The sequence below is a fragment of the Streptomyces sp. NPDC041784 genome (assembly GCF_055591025.1).
Map to the genome: position 1 here is coordinate 84,890 of NZ_JBVJAB010000008.1, position 17,908 is coordinate 102,797.

15 protein-coding genes are annotated in these 17,908 nt (G+C 72.5%); 2 read left to right on the forward strand and 13 right to left on the reverse strand.

Going from position 1 to position 17,908, the window contains the following annotated elements; translation table 11 throughout:
* Nucleotides 1–249 precede the first annotated feature (249 nt).
* The 6 genes from ACZ6D7_RS18985 to ACZ6D7_RS19010 form a co-directional block, all read right to left on the reverse strand.
* Entirely contained in the window at nucleotides 250–1,470 is a 1,221-nt protein-coding gene (locus ACZ6D7_RS18985; protein WP_469491702.1) for an MFS transporter, read from the reverse strand.
* 106 nt (nucleotides 1,471–1,576) lie between these two features.
* Nucleotides 1,577–3,034, reverse strand: coding sequence for an HAD-IA family hydrolase (locus tag ACZ6D7_RS18990; RefSeq protein ID WP_469491704.1), 1,458 nt, complete (start codon nucleotides 3,032–3,034; stop codon nucleotides 1,577–1,579).
* An 81-nt stretch (nucleotides 3,035–3,115) separates the two neighbouring features.
* A complete protein-coding gene (locus ACZ6D7_RS18995; protein WP_469491706.1) occupies nucleotides 3,116–4,177 on the reverse strand; it encodes an ABC transporter ATP-binding protein in 1,062 nt (353 codons plus the stop codon).
* A 6-nt stretch (nucleotides 4,178–4,183) separates the two neighbouring features.
* Nucleotides 4,184–4,996 carry an ABC transporter permease gene (locus tag ACZ6D7_RS19000; RefSeq protein WP_469491708.1) on the reverse strand — a complete coding sequence of 271 codons (813 nt, stop codon included), beginning with the start codon at nucleotides 4,994–4,996 and terminating at the stop codon, nucleotides 4,184–4,186.
* Complete coding sequence (locus ACZ6D7_RS19005; protein ID WP_469491710.1) at nucleotides 4,984–5,880, reverse strand: ABC transporter permease; 897 nt, start codon at nucleotides 5,878–5,880, stop codon at nucleotides 4,984–4,986. The genes ACZ6D7_RS19000 and ACZ6D7_RS19005 overlap by 13 nt, the downstream gene beginning before the upstream one ends.
* Nucleotides 5,877–7,022 carry an ABC transporter substrate-binding protein gene (locus tag ACZ6D7_RS19010; RefSeq protein ID WP_469491712.1) on the reverse strand — a complete coding sequence of 382 codons (1,146 nt, stop codon included), beginning with the start codon at nucleotides 7,020–7,022 and terminating at the stop codon, nucleotides 5,877–5,879. The genes ACZ6D7_RS19005 and ACZ6D7_RS19010 overlap by 4 nt, the downstream gene beginning before the upstream one ends.
* Before the next feature lie 211 nt (nucleotides 7,023–7,233).
* On the opposite strand from ACZ6D7_RS19010, the gene ACZ6D7_RS19015 reads away from it, so the two are divergent.
* On the forward strand, nucleotides 7,234–7,974 hold the full coding sequence (locus tag ACZ6D7_RS19015) for a GntR family transcriptional regulator (protein WP_469491714.1): 741 nt from the start codon (nucleotides 7,234–7,236) through the stop codon (nucleotides 7,972–7,974).
* 16 nt (nucleotides 7,975–7,990) lie between these two features.
* Here ACZ6D7_RS19015 and ACZ6D7_RS19020 read toward each other — a convergent pair whose 3' ends face one another.
* From ACZ6D7_RS19020 to rpe, 6 genes are all read right to left on the reverse strand, one after another.
* Nucleotides 7,991–8,443, reverse strand: coding sequence for an Lrp/AsnC family transcriptional regulator (locus ACZ6D7_RS19020; RefSeq protein WP_055638498.1), 453 nt, complete (start codon nucleotides 8,441–8,443; stop codon nucleotides 7,991–7,993).
* Between the two features lie 10 nt (nucleotides 8,444–8,453).
* Nucleotides 8,454–9,929: an amino acid permease gene (locus tag ACZ6D7_RS19025; protein WP_469491716.1), complete on the reverse strand. Its 1,476-nt coding sequence runs from the start codon at nucleotides 9,927–9,929 to the stop codon at nucleotides 8,454–8,456.
* Between the two features lie 322 nt (nucleotides 9,930–10,251).
* The gene (locus ACZ6D7_RS19030; RefSeq protein ID WP_469492204.1) at nucleotides 10,252–11,694 is read right to left on the reverse strand and encodes a GuaB1 family IMP dehydrogenase-related protein; all 1,443 of its coding nucleotides are present in this window, start codon (nucleotides 11,692–11,694) and stop codon (nucleotides 10,252–10,254) included.
* A 132-nt stretch (nucleotides 11,695–11,826) separates the two neighbouring features.
* Complete coding sequence (locus ACZ6D7_RS19035; RefSeq protein ID WP_469491718.1) at nucleotides 11,827–12,132, reverse strand: barstar family protein; 306 nt, start codon at nucleotides 12,130–12,132, stop codon at nucleotides 11,827–11,829.
* A 77-nt stretch (nucleotides 12,133–12,209) separates the two neighbouring features.
* A complete protein-coding gene (locus ACZ6D7_RS19040) occupies nucleotides 12,210–13,253 on the reverse strand; it encodes a sugar-binding transcriptional regulator (RefSeq protein WP_469491720.1) in 1,044 nt (347 codons plus the stop codon).
* A gap of 101 nt (nucleotides 13,254–13,354) precedes the next feature.
* Nucleotides 13,355–14,041 carry a ribulose-phosphate 3-epimerase gene (rpe, locus tag ACZ6D7_RS19045; RefSeq protein WP_469491722.1) on the reverse strand — a complete coding sequence of 229 codons (687 nt, stop codon included), beginning with the start codon at nucleotides 14,039–14,041 and terminating at the stop codon, nucleotides 13,355–13,357.
* A 161-nt stretch (nucleotides 14,042–14,202) separates the two neighbouring features.
* Here rpe and ACZ6D7_RS19050 point away from each other — a divergent pair, with 161 nt between their 5' ends.
* The gene (locus ACZ6D7_RS19050) at nucleotides 14,203–16,341 is read left to right on the forward strand and encodes an MMPL family transporter (RefSeq protein ID WP_469491724.1); all 2,139 of its coding nucleotides are present in this window, start codon (nucleotides 14,203–14,205) and stop codon (nucleotides 16,339–16,341) included.
* Here ACZ6D7_RS19050 and ACZ6D7_RS19055 read toward each other — a convergent pair.
* The gene (locus ACZ6D7_RS19055; RefSeq protein WP_469491726.1) at nucleotides 16,322–17,749 is read right to left on the reverse strand and encodes an RsmB/NOP family class I SAM-dependent RNA methyltransferase; all 1,428 of its coding nucleotides are present in this window, start codon (nucleotides 17,747–17,749) and stop codon (nucleotides 16,322–16,324) included. The two genes, ACZ6D7_RS19050 and ACZ6D7_RS19055, sit on opposite strands and share 20 nt — an antisense overlap.
* Between the last annotated feature and the right edge of the window lie 159 nt (nucleotides 17,750–17,908).

Here is a 17,908-nt window from a genome sequence, read left to right on the forward strand (position 1 = left end):
CCTCACCGGTACGAGGGGGTCTGGGGGCTACCTAAGACGGTACGGTCGGCCGCGCGGGCCGGACAAGGAGGAGCCGTTGCGCGGCGGTGAGCGGAACGTTGCGTGCACAGGGCACCCGACGGCGATTCGTTGCGCACCCGCATCCGGGGCTCCCACCGGCGCCGCCCACACCCGGGGCTCCCACCGGCGCCGCCCTCACCGGCACCTCCATCGGCGCCGCCCCCACCAGCCCCCTCACCCCTTACCCCCTCACTCCCGCCTCCTCCCCCGGGCGATGGCCGCCGCCGTCGCCAGGTACGGCACCGCGCACAGCGCGAAGGCCGTGGCGTGGCCGCCTGGCGTGGCGAGGGCGGCGTAGGTGCCGTACACGCCGATGGTCACCGCCTCGGTGCCCAGGCTCGCGACCGAGGTGAGGGTGGCCCGGCCGCCGTCCTCGATCCGGTGCTGGAGCCGGGCGTCGGCCAGCACGGTCGCCAGCTGGAACCCGCCGAAGGCGACGGCGACGAGGGCGATGCCGGCCGGGGTCCCGGCGGCGGCGCCGACGGCGAGGGCGAGCGCGGAGCCCGTGAGCAGCGCGGCGAACCCGGTGCGGCCCAGCCGCTCGGCGGGTCCGGCGAGCAGGCTGCCGGCCGTGACACCGGCCCAGATCAGCACCAGCAGGTAGGGGACGGCCGGGTCCGGGACGCCGGTGTCCCGCACCAGCAGCGGGGTGTACTCGTCGAGGGCGCCCCAGACCGCGGCGACGGCCGGCACCAGCAGCAGCGCGCCCCGCACGGAGCGGTCCCGGCGGGCCACGGTGAGCCCGGCCCGCAGGGTCGCCGTCCAGTCGGCGCCGACGCCCTCACTCCCGCTCTCGCCCTCTCCCTCGCCCTCGGCGGCCGGGAGGCGGTGTTCGGGGAAGCGGGTCGCGGTCGCGGCGCAGAGCAGACAGGCCAGCACGCTGGCCGCACCGACCGCCGGGTATCCGTGGGCCGCGAAGACCGGTCCGGCCAGCCCCATGGCGGCCATCGCGGCGGCCTGCCCGACGGCGTGGGCGCGGCCCATGACCCGGGCGTACCGGTCCGCCGCGCCGAGCCGCTCCAGCTCCTCGTAGACCAGGGCCTCCAGCGCGCCGGAGCCCAGCGCGCCGCGCGCGCCCCACAGCACGAAGCCGGCCGCGAACGCCGCGTACGAGGGGACGAGCACCCACAGGGCGAAGCCGGCGGCGCCCAGCAGCGGACCGAGCCACAGCAGCGCCCGGCGGGAGAACGCGTCCGCCCAGGCGCCGGAGGGGACCTCCAGCAGGACGCCGGTCGCCGACCACAGCACGAACAGCGAGGACATCTGCCAGACGGACAGCCCGGTGTCGGCGAACAGCAGCGCGTACACCGGGTAGAGCAGGACGAACTCGTCGAGGAACGCGTAGCCGTACAGCGTGGCGGTGAGCCGCCGGACGCCGGTGACGGGCGCGCGCGGGGGTGAGAGTGTCATGAAGCCTTCCCGAGGGGGGCGGATCGGACGTCGGGGGTACGGCGTCCGAGGCGGCCCTCGGGAGGCGTGGCTGCAGGATCAATGTCGCCAGGTCATGCCACCGATGTTAGACAGGTCCTGCCCCGCTGCCCAGCGAGAATGTGGTGATCACGGAAGCGTGGTCGGACGGCCAGTCGTTGTCCTCGACGTCCGGCCAGGTCCGGGGGGTGCCGCGGACGTAGGTCCGGGAGTCGAGCACCGTCAGACCGCCCCGGTGGAGCACGAAGTCGATCCGGTCCTGGGGTTCCGGGCGGCCGCTGCCGTCCTCGTGCTCGGCGTGCACCGGGGACCAGGTGTGACCGGGATCCCGCGCGGGGTCGGGGTGCGCCTCGCGGTAGGAGTCGGCGAACCCCGCCTCCTCGGCCGCCTTGGTCACCGGCCACTCCACGTCGGGCCGGTCCAGGTGGGAAGGGCAGTTGAAGTCGCCGACCAGCACGGCCGGCCCGGTGCCGCCGATGCGGTGCAGGGCGTCCTCGATCTGCGCGAGCCGGACCCCCTCGTGAGCGATCAGGTCGGCGGCCGGCAGCCCGTCGAAGGCGGCCTCGTAGGGCCCGTACGGCGTGTAGTCGAGGTGGGCCGTCCAGACCTCGACCTCGGCGCCCTCGGCGACGCGGATCCGGGCGCCCGCCGCGCCGTAGAAGCCGACGTCGGGGTCGCCGAGGACGGCGGTGATCGGGTGGCGGCTGATGATGCCGAGGTTCTCCCCGGCGCGATGGTGGTGCCATTCGAGCGCCTCGGCGAGTTCCTCGGCGGCGGTGCCGGACGTCTCCTGGAGGCCGACCACGTCGACGTCGGTCTCGGCGATGGCCTTGAGCTGCTTGGCGCGGTGGTCGCGGACCTGGGTGCCGCCGCACCAGAGGTTCCAGGTCATCACGCGCAGCCGGTAGGGCAGCAGGGCACGCAGAGCGGTGACGGTGACGCCCTCCAGGCTGCTCAGGACGGTCCGGCCGGGCGCCGCCGCGATGGGCGCGAGCGAGGGCACGGCGAGGACCGCGCATCCGGCCGCCTCGGCGGAGGCGACCCCGGTGTCGGTGTCCTCGACGGCCACGCAGGCCGCCGGGTCGACGCCGAGGGCACGGCAGGCGGCGAGGTAGGGGTCGGGGGCGGGCTTGGTGCGGCCGGTGTCGTCGGCGGTGACGGAGACGGCGAAGCGGCTCGCGCCGAGGGCGGCCAGGACGGTGTCGGCGACCGAGCGGGGGGAGGCGGTCACCAGGGCGGTGGGCACGCCCTCGCGGGCCAGGGCGTCGAGCAGCGCGAGCGCGCCGGGGCGGGGGGCGATGCCGGTGCGGACGCGGTCGGCGAACTCGCGGTGGAGGGTCGAGGCGAGTGCGGCGGCCGGGGTGCCCGTGGCGGCGGCGAGCCAGTCGGCGGTGTGCTCGACCGGGCGGCCCAGCACGTCCGGCCGGTCCGCCTCGGTCAGCGCCCGGCCGGCCACCTGCTCCACCGCCTCCCACCACAGGCGCTCGGTGTCGACGAGCGTGCCGTCCATGTCGAACAGGACGGCCTGGAGCGGGAGTCGAGTCACGGTTCTCTCTTTCGTGCGGTCGTGGGGGGAGACGTTCGGGAGTCGTTCGGGAGTCGTTCGGGATCTGTACGCAGGGTGGGTTCAGCGGGTACGTTCCGCCACCAGCACCGGCCGCCGCGGCAGTGACACGCTCACCGGGGAGCCCGCGCCGAGCCCGGCGGCGTCGTGCGCGGGAAGGTCGGCCTTCACCTCGGTGCCGTCGGCGAGCCGGACGGTGACCCGGACGGCCGCACCCAGGAAGGACGTGGCGACGACCCGGGCGTCGCCGTCGGCGTCGGCGCGGACCCCGACGGACTCGGGCCGGACGAGGACGTCCACCTCGGCCGCCGACGGCAGCGGGCCGTCGACCGGCAGCAGCTGCCCGAGCACCTCGGCCTCGCCGCCGGTGAGCCGCCCCGGGATCCGGCTCATCGTGCCGACGAACTCGGCGACGAAGGCCGTGGCGGGCCGCCCGTACAACTCGGCGGGCTGCGCGCACTGTTCGAGGCGGCCGGCGTGCATCACGGCGACCCGGTCCGCCATGGACAGGGCCTCCTCCTGGTCGTGGGTGACGAACAGGGTGGTGATGCCCAGCTCCTGCTGGAGCCGCCGGATCTCCTCGCGGAGGCTGAGCCGCACCTTGGCGTCGAGCGCCGACAGCGGTTCGTCGAGGAGCAGGACCCGGGGGCGCAGGGCGAGGGCACGGGCCAGGGCGACGCGCTGCTGCTGGCCGCCGGAGAGCTGGTGCGGGAACCGCCCGCCCTTGTCGGCGAGTCCGACCAGCTCCAGCAACTCGGCGGCGCGGGCCCGCCGTTCGGACGTACGGACCTTCCGCATCCGCAGCCCGAAGGCCACGTTGTCGACGGCGTCGAGATGCGGGAAGAGGCTGTACGACTGGAAGACCATCCCGGCGTCGCGGCGGTGGGCCGGGACCTGGGTCACGTCCTCGCCGTCGACGAGCACCTCACCGGAGTCGGGGTGTTCGAAGCCGGCGAGCATCCGCAGCGCGGTGGTCTTGCCGCAGCCGGACGGGCCCAGCAGGGCGAGGAGTTCACCCGGCCGGACGGTCAGGTCGAGGCCGTCGAGCGCCACCGTCGGCCCGAACTCACGCCTCAGGCCACGGAATTCGACGGTCGCGGCCTTCTGGGTCGTGGTCACGGTCATGGTTGTTCATCCCCGGGAGGTAGTACGGGTACGCCCGCCGACGCCGGCGAGCGCGAGGAGCAGGACCCACGTCACGAGCAGGCTGAGCACGGACACGGCGACGGACAGCTGGGCCTGCGACCCGCTGACGTTCACGATCCACACGGCGAAGGGCCGGAAGCCGAGCAGTTGCGCCACCGTGAACTCGCCGAGCACCAGGGCCAGCGTGAGGAAGGAGGCGTTGAGCAGCGCGCCGCGCAGGTTGGGCAGGACGGCCCGGACCAGCGCCTGCGGCCAGCCGGCACCGCAGCTGCGGGCGGCCTCGACGAGGGTGCGGACGTCGACGGCCCGCAGGCCCGCGTCCAGCGCCCGGTACACGAACGGCAGCGCCATCACGACGTACGCCAGGACGAGGACGAACGGGAAGTCCGGGTTCTGGATCGCCACGAAGGTCTGGAACAGCGGCGTGCGGGAGAGGTGTTCGGGGCCCCACTTCAGGACCGTGCCGAGGCCCGCCACGAAGGCGATCGGCGGCACGACCAGCGGCAGCGAGCACACCACCTCCACGACCGGCCGCAGCCGGGGCGCGCCCAGCCGCAGCGCGACCATGGCGGGCACCATCAGCAGCAGGACGACGGCGATGGTCGCGGCGGCCAGCTCCAGCGAGAGCAGCAGGCTGGAGGTGAAGCCGTCGGTGGCGAAGATCTGCGTGTAGGCGTCGAAGGTGACGCCCTGTCCGGGCACGTCGACGGTGAAGACGACGGACGCGGCCAGCGGGACCACGAAGTACAGCCCGGCGAGGCCGAGGACGCCCCAGCGCCACAGGTTCAGGCGAGCCATCGCGCGCTCCTTCGCTGAAGGGGCAGGTACACGGCCATGACCAGGCCGGCGACCAGGACCATGTCGAGGCTGAGGGCGAGGGCCACGTTCTCCTGCCCGACCAGCACGTTGCCCGAGATCGCGTCGGCGATCTGGAGGGTGACCAGCGGGATCGAGCTGCCGACCATGGCGGCGGCGGTGGCGTACGCGGCGAAGGCGCTGCCGAAGAGCAGCACGAGACCGCCGAGCAGCGAGGGCAGCAGCACCGGCAGGGCCACGTGCCGCCAGTACTGCGCGGGGGTCGCCCCGTTGTTCTGCGCGGCCTCCCGCCACTGGGTGCGCAGGCCCTCCAGGGCGGGGGTGATGGTGAGGACCATCAGCGGGATCAGGAAGTACAGGTAGACGATGACCAGTCCCCAGAAGCTGTAGAGGTCCCAGCCCTTGTCGGTGAGGCCCAGGTGCCGGGTCAGCACGCCCGCGTTGCCGAGGGTGGCGACGAACGCGAAGGCCAGCGGGACCCCGCCGAAGTTGGCGAGGACGCCGGACGCGGTGAGCACGGCCTCGCGCAGCGCGCGGAACCGGGAGGTCACCACGGCCTGCGCGAGCGGCAGCCCGAGCAGCGTGCCCAGGGCCGCCGACACGGCGGACAGCTTCACGCTGCCGAGGAGGGCCGTGAGGTAGGCCCCCTGGAGCGAGGCCGTCAGGTTGTCCGCCGTGTACGCGGTGGCGCCGGTGGCCGGGTCCTTGACGGTGAACGCGCCGTCCAGCATGGCCAGGGCGGGCAGGCCGAAGGCGAGCGCGGTGAAGGCGAGCAGCGGGACGACGGCGATCCAGCCGAGGGACCGGCGCCGCCGCTTCACCGAAGCGGCGGACGCCGTGTCGACCCGTACGGCGGTGGCCGTCATCCGGAGACGGCCTTCGCCCAGCCCTGTCCGAGCACCGTCTTGGCCTTGCCCTGCTGCTCCTCGGTCGGGAAGGCGGGCGTCCCGGAGACCTCGGGCAGCTTGGCGGCGGCCGTCTTGTCGAGGGTGCCGGCCTTCTCCAGGACGGTCATCAGGACCGGCCGGGCGTAGCCCGCGAGCCAGAGGTTCTGGCCCTCGGCGCTGTAGAGGTACTCCTGCCACAGGCGGGCGGCCGCCGGATGCGGGGCGTCCTTGTTGATCGCCTGGGAGTAGAACTGGGAGAACTGGCCGTCGGTCGGGACCGCGACCTTCCAGTCCACGCCCTTGGACTTGAACGCGTCGGCGTAGCCGGCGTTGAGGTAGTCCCAGTCGATGCTGATCGGGGTCTCGCCCTTCTCGACGGTGGCCGGGGTGGACTCGACGGGCGTGTAGTTGCCGTTCTTCTTCAGCTTGGCGAAGAAGTCGAGGCCGGGCTGGATGTCGTCGAAGGAGCCGCCGTTCGCGAGGCTCGCCGCGTACACGCCGCCGAAGGCGGAGCCGGACTTGGTGGGGTTGCCGTTGAGGGCGACCTGGCCCTTGTAGTCCGACTTGAGCAGGTCGGCGAAGGTCGTCGGGCAGGTCTTGACCCGCTTCGCGTCGCAGCCGATGGAGATGTAGCCGCCGTAGTCGTTGTACCAGCGGGCCTGGGCGTCCTTCTGGCCCTCGGGGATGTCCGCGAAGGAGGCCACCTCGTACGGGGCGAGCAGGCCCTGCTGGGCGGCGCTGAGCGCGAAGGAGCTGCCGAGGTCGAGGACGTCCGGCGCGCGGTCCTGGCCCTTGCGGGAGGTCACGGCGTTGATCTCGTCCTGGCTGGAGCCGTCCGGGTTCTCGACCTCGATCGTGATGCCGTACTTCTTCTGGAAGCCGTCGATGAGGGCGCCGTAGTTGGCCCAGTCGCGGGGCAGCGCGATGGCGTTGAGCTTGCCCTCCTTCTTGGCCGCCTTCACCAGGGCGTCGAGACCGCCGAAGTCGGCGGCGGAGGTGGCCGTGGCGGCGTTCTTGCCGTCGGCGGTGGTCGAGGAGGTGTCGGGGGCGGCTCCGCAGGCGCTCAGGGCGAGGGCGGCGACGACACTGAGGGCGGCGGTTCTCGGCAGGGACACGGTCACGGCTTCTCCAGGGGACGCGCGAGAATGCAGGAGATGAGGAGAACTTGTCTGAACAAGTTGGCCTCAGTACGCACGCCGCTGGTGTCCCCTTCGTAAACACTGGCGAAACCCTGACCCCCGATTTACCGCACATTCACGGTCGACGGCGATCACCGCCGGCTGTCGACTAGGCTGGTCAAGCTGTGTACAGCAGTCGACTACGAGGGGAAGCATGGCGGCGCGACACGAGGAGATCGCCGACGAACTGCGCCAGGCGATCGACCGCGAGGAGTACGCGGTCGGCGCTCTGCTGCCGGCCGAGACGGACCTCGCGACCCGGTACGGCGTCTCGCGCGGCACGGTCCGCCAGGCGGTCGCCGCGCTGACCGCCGAGGGGCTCATCGGCTCGCGCCAGGGCGCCCGCCGGGTGGTGCTGGCCAGCCGCCGCAGCCAGAGCTTCGCCGAGCTGCGCAGCTTCGCCCAGTGGGCCCGCGCGATGGGCCGCGAGGCGACCGGCCGGGTGGTCGCGCAGGAGTACCGGCCCGCGACCACCGAGGACTCGGTACGGCTCCAGCTGACGCCCGGCGCGCGGGTGCTGCACGTCCTGCGGCTACGCGGGCTGGACGGCGAACCGGTCCTCCTGGAGCGGACCGTGTACGCCGGCTGGATCGCCCCCGCCGTGGAGCCGATCGAGCCGGACTGCCCCTCCGTGACGCAGCGGCTCCTGGAGGACACCGGTCTGGTCTTCGCCTACGGCGAGCACGTCATCGACGCGGTGGCGGCGGGGGCCCAGGACGCCGAGCTGCTCGGCGTCCGCCGCACGAGCCCGCTGCTGCGGGTCCGCCGGGTGACGACCACGTACGAGGGGCGGCCGGTGGAGTGGTCGGACGACCGCTACCGCTCGGACGCGGTGAGCTTCAGCGTGCACAACTCGATCGGGAACAACGCGCTGGCCCGCAAGACGGCGGAGTAGGACCCGGGGCGCGCCGTCAGGTCGGCGAGCCCGACGAGAAGCGCCGCAGCAACGGGGACAGCACCAGCACGGACTTCGTCCGCTCCACGAAGGGCTCGCCCGCGATCCGTTCCAGGACGCGTTCGAAGTGGCGCATGTCGGCGGCGAAGACCTGGGCGACCGCGTCCGCCTCACCGGTGACGGTGGAGGCGGCCACGACTTCCTGATAGCGCTCCAGGCCCCGCTGGATGGTCTCCGGGGAGGTGTTGCGCCGGCAGTAGATCTCGACGAACCCCTCGGTCTCCCAGCCGAGGGCCGCCGGGTCGACCCGTACGGTGAAGCCGGTGATGGCTCCGGTCGCCCGCAGCCGGTCCACACGCCGTTTCACGGCGGGGGCGGACAGGCCGACCAGGTGGCCGATGTCCGCGTAGGAGCGGCGGGCGTCCTCGGCGAGGGCGTGCACGATGCGTTCGTCGAGATCGTTCAGCACAGTGGGATGATCACTTCTCGGATGGTACGGGTGTGGCGAGTCGGGAGCGGCGATAGCCGTACACGAAGTAGAACACGAGCCCGACCGCCATCCAGACTCCGAAGACCACCCAGGTGACGGCCGAGAGGCTGCCCATCATCCAGACGCAGAAGGCGAAGCCCAGCGCGGGCAGGACCGGCGAGAGCGGCACCCGGAAGGTGCGGGGCATCTCGGGGCGGTTCCGGCGCAGCACCACGACGGCCACGTTGACCAGCGCGAAGGCGAACAGCGTGCCGATGCTGGTGGCGTCGGCCAGCTGGCCCAGCGGGATCGCGGCGGCCAGCACACCGCAGAACAGGGACACGATCAGCGTGTTGGCCCGGGGCGTGCCGGTCTTCGGGTGGACGCGCGAGAACACCTTGGGCACCAGGCCGTCCCGGGACATGGCGAACAGGATGCGGGTCTGGCCGTAGAGCACGGTCAGCACGACGCTCGCGATGGCGATCACCGCGCAGAAGGCCAGCAGGGTGCCCCAGAAGGACTGACCGGTCACCTCGCGCATGATCTGGGCCAGCGCGGCCTCGGAGTCCCCGAAGCGCCGCCAGGGCTTGGCGCCGACGGCCACGGCGGCGACGAGGACGTACAGCGCCGTCACGATGACCAGGGACAGCATGATCGCCCGCGGCAGGTCGCGCTGCGCGTCCTTCGCCTCCTCACCGGCGGTGGAGGCGGCGTCGAAGCCGATGTACGAGAAGAACAGGGTGGCACCGGCCGCGCTGACGCCCGCCATGCCGAGCGGCATGAAGTTCTCGTAGTTGCCCGAGCGGAAGCCCTGGACGCCGATCGCGCAGAACATCACCAACGCGGCGATCTTCACGACGACCATGACGGTGTTGGCGCGCGCCGACTCACGGGCACCGCCGAGCAGGAAGGCCATGGCGAGCAGCACGACGATCAGCGCGGGGAGGTTGAAGACGCCCCCGTCGCCCGGCGGCGCCGACAGCGCGTCCGGGATGGTGACGCCGATCGTGCCGTCGAGCAGCTCGTTGAGGTACTCGCCCCAGCCGACGGCCACCGCGGCGACCGAGACGCCGTACTCCAGGACCAGACACCAGCCGCAGACCCAGGCGACCAGTTCGCCCATCGTTGCGTACGCGTACGAGTACGAGGACCCGGCGACCGGGATGGTGCCCGCCAGCTCGGCATAGGACAGGGCCGAGAAGAGCGCCGTGAGACCGGCGATCACGAAGGAGAGGGTGACGGCCGGACCGGCCTTGGGGACGGCCTCGCCGAGGACGACGAAGATGCCCGTGCCGAGCGTCGCGCCGATGCTGATCATGGTGAGCTGCCACAGCCCGAGGGTGCGCCTGAGGGACCCTCCCTCGCCCTGGCCACCCTCGGCCACCAGGCGTTCCACGGGCTTGCGCCGCATCAGCCGGGCGGCCGGCCCCGGGGACGGTGGGGCGGCCTGGGTGCGGTCCTGCGGGGGTGCGCCTTGGTCGAGCACGCGCTGACTCCTTTGTCGCTGCCTCTCGACGCGACGGGGACCGGATGGCACGCCCGCGCGGGCGGGGACCACCGAGCGGGGTCCCAGCCACGCCACGTACAGCGCACGACCCTATGAGCCGGGGCATCACGGTCGTAATGCAGCAACCTTGCGCGTATCCGCAAGATCGTTGCGTTCCTCGGGGCGGGACGGGTGTTCGTTGCGCGGGGCCTGCCGAGTGTTGCGCGAACCCCCTGATCAGGCGTTTTCGATCACCCGAACGCCGACGGCCCCCGCGCCTCCCGGGAGGGAGACGGCGGGGGCCGTGGCCGGACGGGTCGGGTCAGCTCCAGCTGGCGTGCAGGGGCTTGCCCTCTGCGTAGCCGGCCGCGCTCTGGACGCCCACGACGGCCTTCTCGGCGAACTCCTCCAGGGAGCCGGCGCCGGCGTAGGTGCAGGAGGAGCGGACGCCCGCGATGATCGAGTCCACCAGGTCCTCGACGCCCGGGCGGGCCGGGTCGAGGAACATCCGGGAGGTGGAGATGCCCTCCTCGAACAGCGCCTTGCGGGCGCGGTCGTAGGCCGACTCCTCCGACGTGCGGTTGCGCACGGCGCGCGCCGACGCCATGCCGAACGACTCCTTGTAGAGGCGGCCGTTCGCGTCCTGCTGGAGGTCGCCCGGCGACTCGTAGGTGCCGGCGAACCAGGAGCCGACCATCACGTTGGACGCGCCGGCCGCCAGTGCCATGGCGACGTCACGGGGGTGGCGGACACCGCCGTCGGCCCAGACGTGCTTGCCGTACTTCTTCGCCTCGGCCGCGCACTCCAGGACCGCCGAGAACTGGGGCCGGCCCACGCCGGTCATCATCCGGGTGGTGCACATGGCGCCCGGGCCGACACCGACCTTGATGATGTCGGCGCCCGCGTCGATCAGGTCCTTGACGCCCTCGGCGGAGACGATGTTGCCGGCCGCGATCGGCACCTGCGGGTCGAGGGCGCGCACGGTGCGGATCGCGCTGATCATCGACTCCTGGTGGCCGTGGGCGGTGTCGATGACGAGCGTGTCCACGCCCGCGTCGAGCAGCTGCTTGGCCTTGCCGGCCACATCGCCGTTGATGCCGACGGCCGCGGCGATCCGCAGCCTGCCCCGCGCGTCGGTGGCCGGCGTGTAGAGCGTGGCGCGCAGGGCGCCCTTGCGGGTGAGGATGCCGGCCAGCTTGCCGTCCTGGTCGACGGCCGGGGCGTAGCGCCGGTTGGCCGCGTCGAGGGTGTTGAAGGCCTCGCGCGGGTCGATGTCGGCGTCCAGGAGCAGCAGGTCGCGGGACATGACGACCTCGAGCTGCGTGAACCGGTCGACGCCGTTGAGGTCCTGGTCGGTGACGACACCGATCGGACGGCCGTCCTCGTCGACGACGACGCCCGCGTTGTGCGCGCGCTTGGGCAGCAGCGCGAGGGCGTCGGCGACGGTCTGGTGCGGGGCGAGCACGATCGGGGTGTCCAGCACCAGATGGCGGCTCTTGACCCAGGAGACGACTTCGGTGACGACGTCGATCGGGATGTCCTGCGGGATGACGACGAGTCCGCCGCGGCGGGCCATCGTCTCGGCCATCCGGCGGCCGGCGACCGCGGTCATGTTGGCGACGACCAGCGGGATCGTGGTGCCCGTGCCGTCCGGGGCGGAGAGGTCCACGCCCTGACGAGATCCGACCGCGCTGCGGCTCGGCACCATGAAGACATCGTCGTAGGTGAGGTCGTAGGCGGGCTGGATGTCGTTGAGGAAACGCACGTGCTGGCACATCCCAGTCGATCAGAGGTGACCCCCCGACCGGCCGGCCAGAGGGAAGAGCACGTACTTCATTCTCCCATGACGACCGTGCCGAGCTGCCCGGACAGAACGTCCAAGCAGCTCACCGGGGCGTTAGGAGGATCCTCCGAGAGCGAGCACCACGGAGAGTGCCGGCGCCTGGTTCACCGCCGACGAGAACACCTCCTGCGCGATCTCCCACTCCTCGGGCCGCGTCTTCGCGTACGGCCGCCAGTTGCGTACGACGACCAGCACCGGCCCCGACTCGGGTCCGTTCGGCACGTCGGTGAGGCTGTCGGCGAGCGCGTCCCAGTTGCGGCCGAACCAGTCGGGCAGCTCCAGGTCCCGGGCGCAGGCGTCCATCAGGCTCGCCTTGTCCGTCACCCCGTCGAGGTCCAGCGTGAGCATGTGCTCGGTCATTCCGTCACCGTCCTGGGCAAGTGGGTGGTTGCGGCGGAGGGGGACGGCCCGCGGAGCCGTCCCCCTCCCGCTGTCCGTCAGATCCCGTCCGGGTCCGACCGGTTGAGCGCCGGCTTCGGCGTCGGCCCCGCCGTCATCAGATAGTCGGCCGCGGACGTGTCCGTGACCAGGCTGGTGACGAGCCCGGAGCGCAGCACAGCGTCGATCGCGGCCGCCTTGCGCTGCCCGCCCGCGATCGCGACGACCTCGGGGATACGGCGGAGCTGGTCGGCCTTGACCGTGATGCACCGCTCGCCCAGGTCCCGCCCGACCCGGCGGCCGTCCGAGTCGAAGAGGTGTGCGGACATCTCGGCGGCGACGCCGAGCGAGGCGTAGTGCGCCCGCTCCTCGTCGCTGAGCATGTCGTGCACGGTCGAGATGCCGGGCTCCCAGGAGCCGATCGAGACACAGGCGACCGTGACCTTGTCGAAGTACTCGAAGGCCCGGGCGATCCCGGTCTGGTTGCGCAGCGCGGCCGCGGTGGCCGCGTCCGGCAGCAGCATCGGCGCGTAGATGGGATGCGCGTCGCCGCCCGACACCTGGGCGGCGCGGCGGACGGCCTCCACCGAGCCGCGCTCGGCGGTCCCGGCGTCGTACACGCCCGTCAGCTGCACCACCGTGCACGGCGGCAGCCGGTCGAGCGCCGCCGCCATGTGGATGGTGGAGCGGCCCCAGGCCAGGCCCAGGACATCTCCCTCGTTCAGCAGCTCGCCGAGCAGATCGGCGGCCACTTCTCCCAGGTTCTCGGGATCGGGCGATTCCTCGGCATCGGCCGGGGACTCGACCACGACGGCGTGCCTGAGGCCGTAGCGGGCGCGGAGCGCGTCGGAGCGCTCCGCGTCCAGCTCGGCCGGCACGCGGATCTCGATCCGTACGAGATCCCGTTCGAGGGCGGTCTCCAGGACCCGGGCCACCTTGAAGCGGCTGACGCCGAACTCCTCCGCGATCTGGATCTTGGACTTGCCCTCGAGGTAGAAGCGGCGGGCCATGGCCGCCGCCTGCACCAGCTCTGCGGGTCCCATCCGCATGGCTGACCGGCCCGCCGACATACCCGACACGGCGATCTCCTCACTGCTGTTCACACTCTGGATACGCCGTTCATCCTCGCAGATGCGGCGGTCTTGATCGGCCCCGATGAGAGCCGTTCACGTTCCTGTGGCCCAGTGGCCGCATGGACCGCGTCTCAGTGGGCGCAGGCCCAGCTCGCCCCGGCCGTCGTCACCTCCGCCTGCGCCCGCAGCGCGCGGACCGCCTCGGCCGGGTCCTCGGCGCCGTACACCGCCGAACCGGCGACGAAGACGTCCGCGCCCGCCTCGGCGCACCGCTCGATCGTCGAGGCCGAGACGCCGCCGTCCACCTGGAGCCACAGCTGGAGGCCGTGCTTGCTGATCAACTCGCGGGTCCGGCGGATCTTCGGGAGCATGATGTCGAGGAACGCCTGGCCCCCGAAGCCCGGTTCGACCGTCATGATCAGCAGCATGTCGAGTTCGGGCAGCAGGTCCTCGTACGGCTCGATGGGCGTCGCGGGCTTGAGCGCCATGGAGGCACGGGCGCCCTTGGCACGGATCTCGCGAGCGAGCCGCACCGGCGCGGCGGCCGCCTCGACGTGGAAGGTGACGGACGAGGCACCCGCCTCGACGTACTGCGGGGCCCAGCGATCGGGGGCCTCGATCATCAGATGGCAGTCCAGCGGAGTGTCCGTCGCACGGGCCAACGACTCTACGACCGGCACGCCGAGCGTGAGGTTCGGGACGAAATGGTTGTCCATCACGTCGACGTGGAGCCAGTCGGCTCCTTCCACCGCCTTGGCCTCGTCCGCGAGGCGGGCGAAGTCGGCGGACAGGATGCTGGGGTTGATCTGCGCGGCCATGACCCAAGCCTGCCATGCCCTCCGGGGGTTGCGGGCATCGGTCCCGCGGGGGGACCGTGGATCGTCGTCCGCGGACCGGCTGTGGCTGAGCGCGCAGTTCCCCGCGCCCCTTGGGGGGCGCGGCCTCACGCGGCGTCGACAGACCGGTTCGGGGGGTAGCCATGGCCGAGAATCGCGGTGTCGCACACCTCGTCTGCGGACGGCGTGCCAAGTGGCTGGTGCTGGTGCTCTGGCTGGTGCTGCTGTTCCTGACGGCGCCGTTCGCCCAGAAGCTCACCGACGCCCAGGACAACGACGCGGCCTCCTGGCTGCCGGGGTCGGCGGAGTCCACCCAGGTGCTGGAGATCTCGAAGGACTTCCGGCCGGAGCAGATCCCCGCGGTCGTCGTGTACGCCCGCGACAGCGGTCTGACGGCGCAGGACCGGGCGGAGATCACCGAGGACACCGCGCAGCTGAAGCAGCTCACCGACCACGGCATCCGGGGCGCCGAGACCCGCGGTCCGGTCTACGACCGGCAGGTGGACCCGCGCGCCGCCCAGATCCTCGTCCCGATCACGATGGACGAGCAGGGCTGGGAGCGGATCGCGCCGGCGGTCGACTCGATCCGTGACATCGTCGGCGAGGGCGGCGACGGACTGGCCGTGCACATCACCGGCCCCGGCGGCACGTCGGCGGACTTCTCCGAGGCGTTCGAGGGCATCGACTCCACCCTGCTGCTGTCGGCGATGGCCGTCGTCATCGTCATGCTCCTGATCACCTACCGCAGCCCGACGCTCCTCGTGGTCCCGCTGCTCGCGGTGATCGCCGCGCTGTTCACCGCGCAGTCCCTGATCTACTTCCTGGCGGAACACGCGGGCCTGACCGTGAACGGACAGAGCGCCGGCATCCTCACGGTGCTGGTGTTCGGCGCGGGGACGGACTACGCGCTGCTCCTGGTGGCGCGCTACCGGGAGGAACTGCGCCGGCACGAGGACCGGCACGAGGCGATGGCGCTGGCCCTGCACCGGGCGGGCCCGGCGGTGCTGGCCTCCGGTGCCACGGTGGTGCTGAGCATGCTGGTGCTGATGGCCGCCGAGATGAACTCCACCCGGGGGCTCGGCCCGGTCGCGGCGATCGGTGTGGCGGTCGCCCTGCTGGCGATGATGACCCTGTTCCCGGCCCTGCTGGTGATCTGCGGCCGCTGGATCTTCTGGCCGGTGATCCCGCACTTCGGCACGCCCGACCCGACCGAACGCGGCGTCTGGGCCCGCACGGGCCGCGGTCTCGCCGAGCGCCCGCGCATGATCTGGATCGTGACGACGCTCGTCCTCGCGATCTGCTCCCTCGGGCTGATCCAGCTGCGCGCGGAGGGCATCAGCAACGCGGACGCCTTCACCGGCAAACCCGACTCCATCACGGGCCAGGAGGTGTCCGAGGAGTACTTCCCGGCGGGCAGCGGCGACCCCCTCGTCATCGTCTCCAACCAGGCCCAGGCCCGGCAGGTGGGCCAGGCGGTCGCGGACACCGAGGGCGTCGTGCCGACGTCCCTCGGCCTCCCACCGGGCGCGAAACCGGTGTCCGACGGCAAGGTGCTGTTCGAGGCGACCATGACCGACCCGTCGGACAGCGAGGCCGCGAAACAGACCGTCGAGCGGGTCCGGGACGCCGTGCACGCGGTGCCCGACGCCGACGCCCAGGTGGGTGGCGGCACGGCGGCCCTGCTGGACATGGACAAGGCGACCACGCACGACAACCTGCTGATCATCCCGCTGGTCCTGCTCGTGGTCCTGCTGATCCTCTGTGCCCTGCTGCGCGCCGTGATCGCCGCGCTGCTGCTGGTCGCGACGGTGATCCTGTCGTTCGCGGCGGCGCTCGGCCTCAGCGCGCTCGCCTTCCGTCATCTCTTCGACTACGCCGGCGAGTCGACGGACTTCCCGCTCTTCGTGTTCGTCTTCCTCGTCGCCCTGGGCATCGACTACAACATCTTCCTCACGACCCGCATCCGCGAGGAGGCGGGCCGCCAGGGCACCCGTCCCGGCGTGGTGACGGGCCTCGCGGCCACCGGCGCGGTCATCACCTCCGCCGGCCTGGTGCTGGCCGGCACCTTCGCCGCGCTGGGCACCCTCCCCATGGTCGCCTTCGCCGAGATCGGCTTCGCGGTCGCCCTGGGCGTCCTGCTGGATACCTTCGTCGTCCGCTCCGTCCTGGTCACGTCCCTCTTCCTGGACATCGGCCCGAAGGTGTGGTGGCCGAACCGGCTGGCGCGGGAGGACGGCACGACCGCTCCGAAGGAGCCGGAGGTCACCCGGTCCGGCGGATGAGCGCCAGGTACATGGCGTCGGTCCCGTGCAGATGCGGCCACAGCTGTACGTCGGGGCCCTCGCCCAGTGCCGGCAGGCCCGGCAGGAGGGGGCGGGCGTCGATCAGGTCGGCCTCGGGGACGTGCTTGAGCACGTCGGAGACCACGGCCCGGGTCTCGGCGAGGTGCGGTGAGCAGGTGGCGTATCCGACGACCCCGCCGACGCGGACGGACTCCAGCGCGGTGCGCAGCAGCCCGCGCTGCAGGGGCGCGAAGCTCTCGAGGTCCTCCGGGCGGCGGCGCCAGCGCGCCTCGGGACGGCGGCGCAGGGCGCCGAGGCCCGTGCACGGCACGTCCATCAGCACCCGGTCGAAGGAGCCGGGCCGCCACGGCGGCCGGGTCCCGTCGGCGGCGATCACCTGGTAGGGGCCGGGGTTCCCGGCGAGCGCCTTCGCCACCAGACCCGCCCGGTGCGGCTGCTTCTCGGAGGCGAGGAGGGCGGCCCCGCGCTCGGCGGCGAGGGCGGCGAGCAGCGCCGCCTTGCCGCCGGGCCCGGCACAGCCGTCGAGCCACTTCTCGTCCGGTCCGTCCAGCGGCGCGTTCGCGAGAGCCAGCGCCACGAGCTGGCTCCCCTCGTCCTGCACCCCCGCGCGGCCCTCCCGTACGGCGTCGATGGCGCCGGGCTCACCGCCCTCGGAGAGCCGCACGGCGTACGGCGACCAGCGTCCGGGGACGGCGGCCTCCTCGCCCAGCAGCTCCTCGGTGGTGGCACGCCCCGGCCGGGCGACCAGGGTCACCTCGGGCCGCTCGTTGTCGGCCTCCAGGAGGTCCTCGATGCCGGCCCGGCCGCCGCCGAGGGAGTCCCACAGCGCGGAGACGACCCAGCGCGGATGCGAGTGCACGACGGCGAGATGGTCCTCGGGGTCGTCGTCGTAGGGCGGCGCGACCTGCGCGATCCAGGCGTCGAGATCCTGCTGGGCGACCTTGCGCAGCACGGCGTTGACGAACTTGGCCCGTCCGTCCCCGAGCACGACCCGGGCCAGCTCCACGGAGGCGGACACGGCCGCGTGCGTCGGGATGCGCGTCCCGAGCAGCTGGTGCACACCGAGGCTCAGCACGTCCAGCACGGGCGGGTCGACCTCCCGCAGCGGCCGGTCCACACAGGCCGCGATCACGGCGTCGTACGTCCCCTGCCGGCGCAGCGTCCCGTAGACCAGCTCGGTGGCCAGCGCCGCGTCCCGCCCGTCGAAGTTCTCGGGCCCCTCCTTCTCCCGCGCCTTGCGCAGCAGCGGCGGCAGCACGAGGTTCGCGTACGCGTCCCGCTCGTCCACGGCCCGCAGCGCCTCGAAGGCGAGGAAACGGACGGGATCCTTCTGCGGCCGCCGGTACGGCTTGCCTGGCTTACGGGGACGGCGGGACGGGTCGCTCACGAAAAAGGTGCTCCGCTTCTGGAAGGGGGGTGCGTTTCCCAGCCTACGACGCGGGCAGAGCCGGGAACGTACCGGCGTGGAGCGGCCGACCGGGGGCAAGATCATTGTTTGTGGGGAAATCGTCCCGGGTACCGTCGGCCTCCTGAGGGGTGTTCAGGG

Bases quoted from the DNA above. Each gene is read 5' to 3' on its own strand.
- ACZ6D7_RS18985 (WP_469491702.1), bottom strand. From the start codon at position 1,470: ATGACACTCTCACCCCCGCGCGCGCCCGTCACCGGCGTCCGGCGGCTC.
- ACZ6D7_RS18995 (WP_469491706.1), bottom strand. From the start codon at position 4,177: ATGACCGTGACCACGACCCAGAAGGCCGCGACCGTCGAATTCCGTGGC.
- ACZ6D7_RS19000 (WP_469491708.1), bottom strand. From the start codon at position 4,996: ATGGCTCGCCTGAACCTGTGGCGCTGGGGCGTCCTCGGCCTCGCCGGG.
- ACZ6D7_RS19005 (WP_469491710.1), bottom strand. From the start codon at position 5,880: ATGACGGCCACCGCCGTACGGGTCGACACGGCGTCCGCCGCTTCGGTG.
- ACZ6D7_RS19015 (WP_469491714.1), top strand. From the start codon at position 7,234: ATGGCGGCGCGACACGAGGAGATCGCCGACGAACTGCGCCAGGCGATC.
- ACZ6D7_RS19035 (WP_469491718.1), bottom strand. From the start codon at position 12,132: ATGACCGAGCACATGCTCACGCTGGACCTCGACGGGGTGACGGACAAG.
- rpe (WP_469491722.1), bottom strand. From the start codon at position 14,041: ATGGCCGCGCAGATCAACCCCAGCATCCTGTCCGCCGACTTCGCCCGC.
- ACZ6D7_RS19050 (WP_469491724.1), top strand. From the start codon at position 14,203: ATGGCCGAGAATCGCGGTGTCGCACACCTCGTCTGCGGACGGCGTGCC.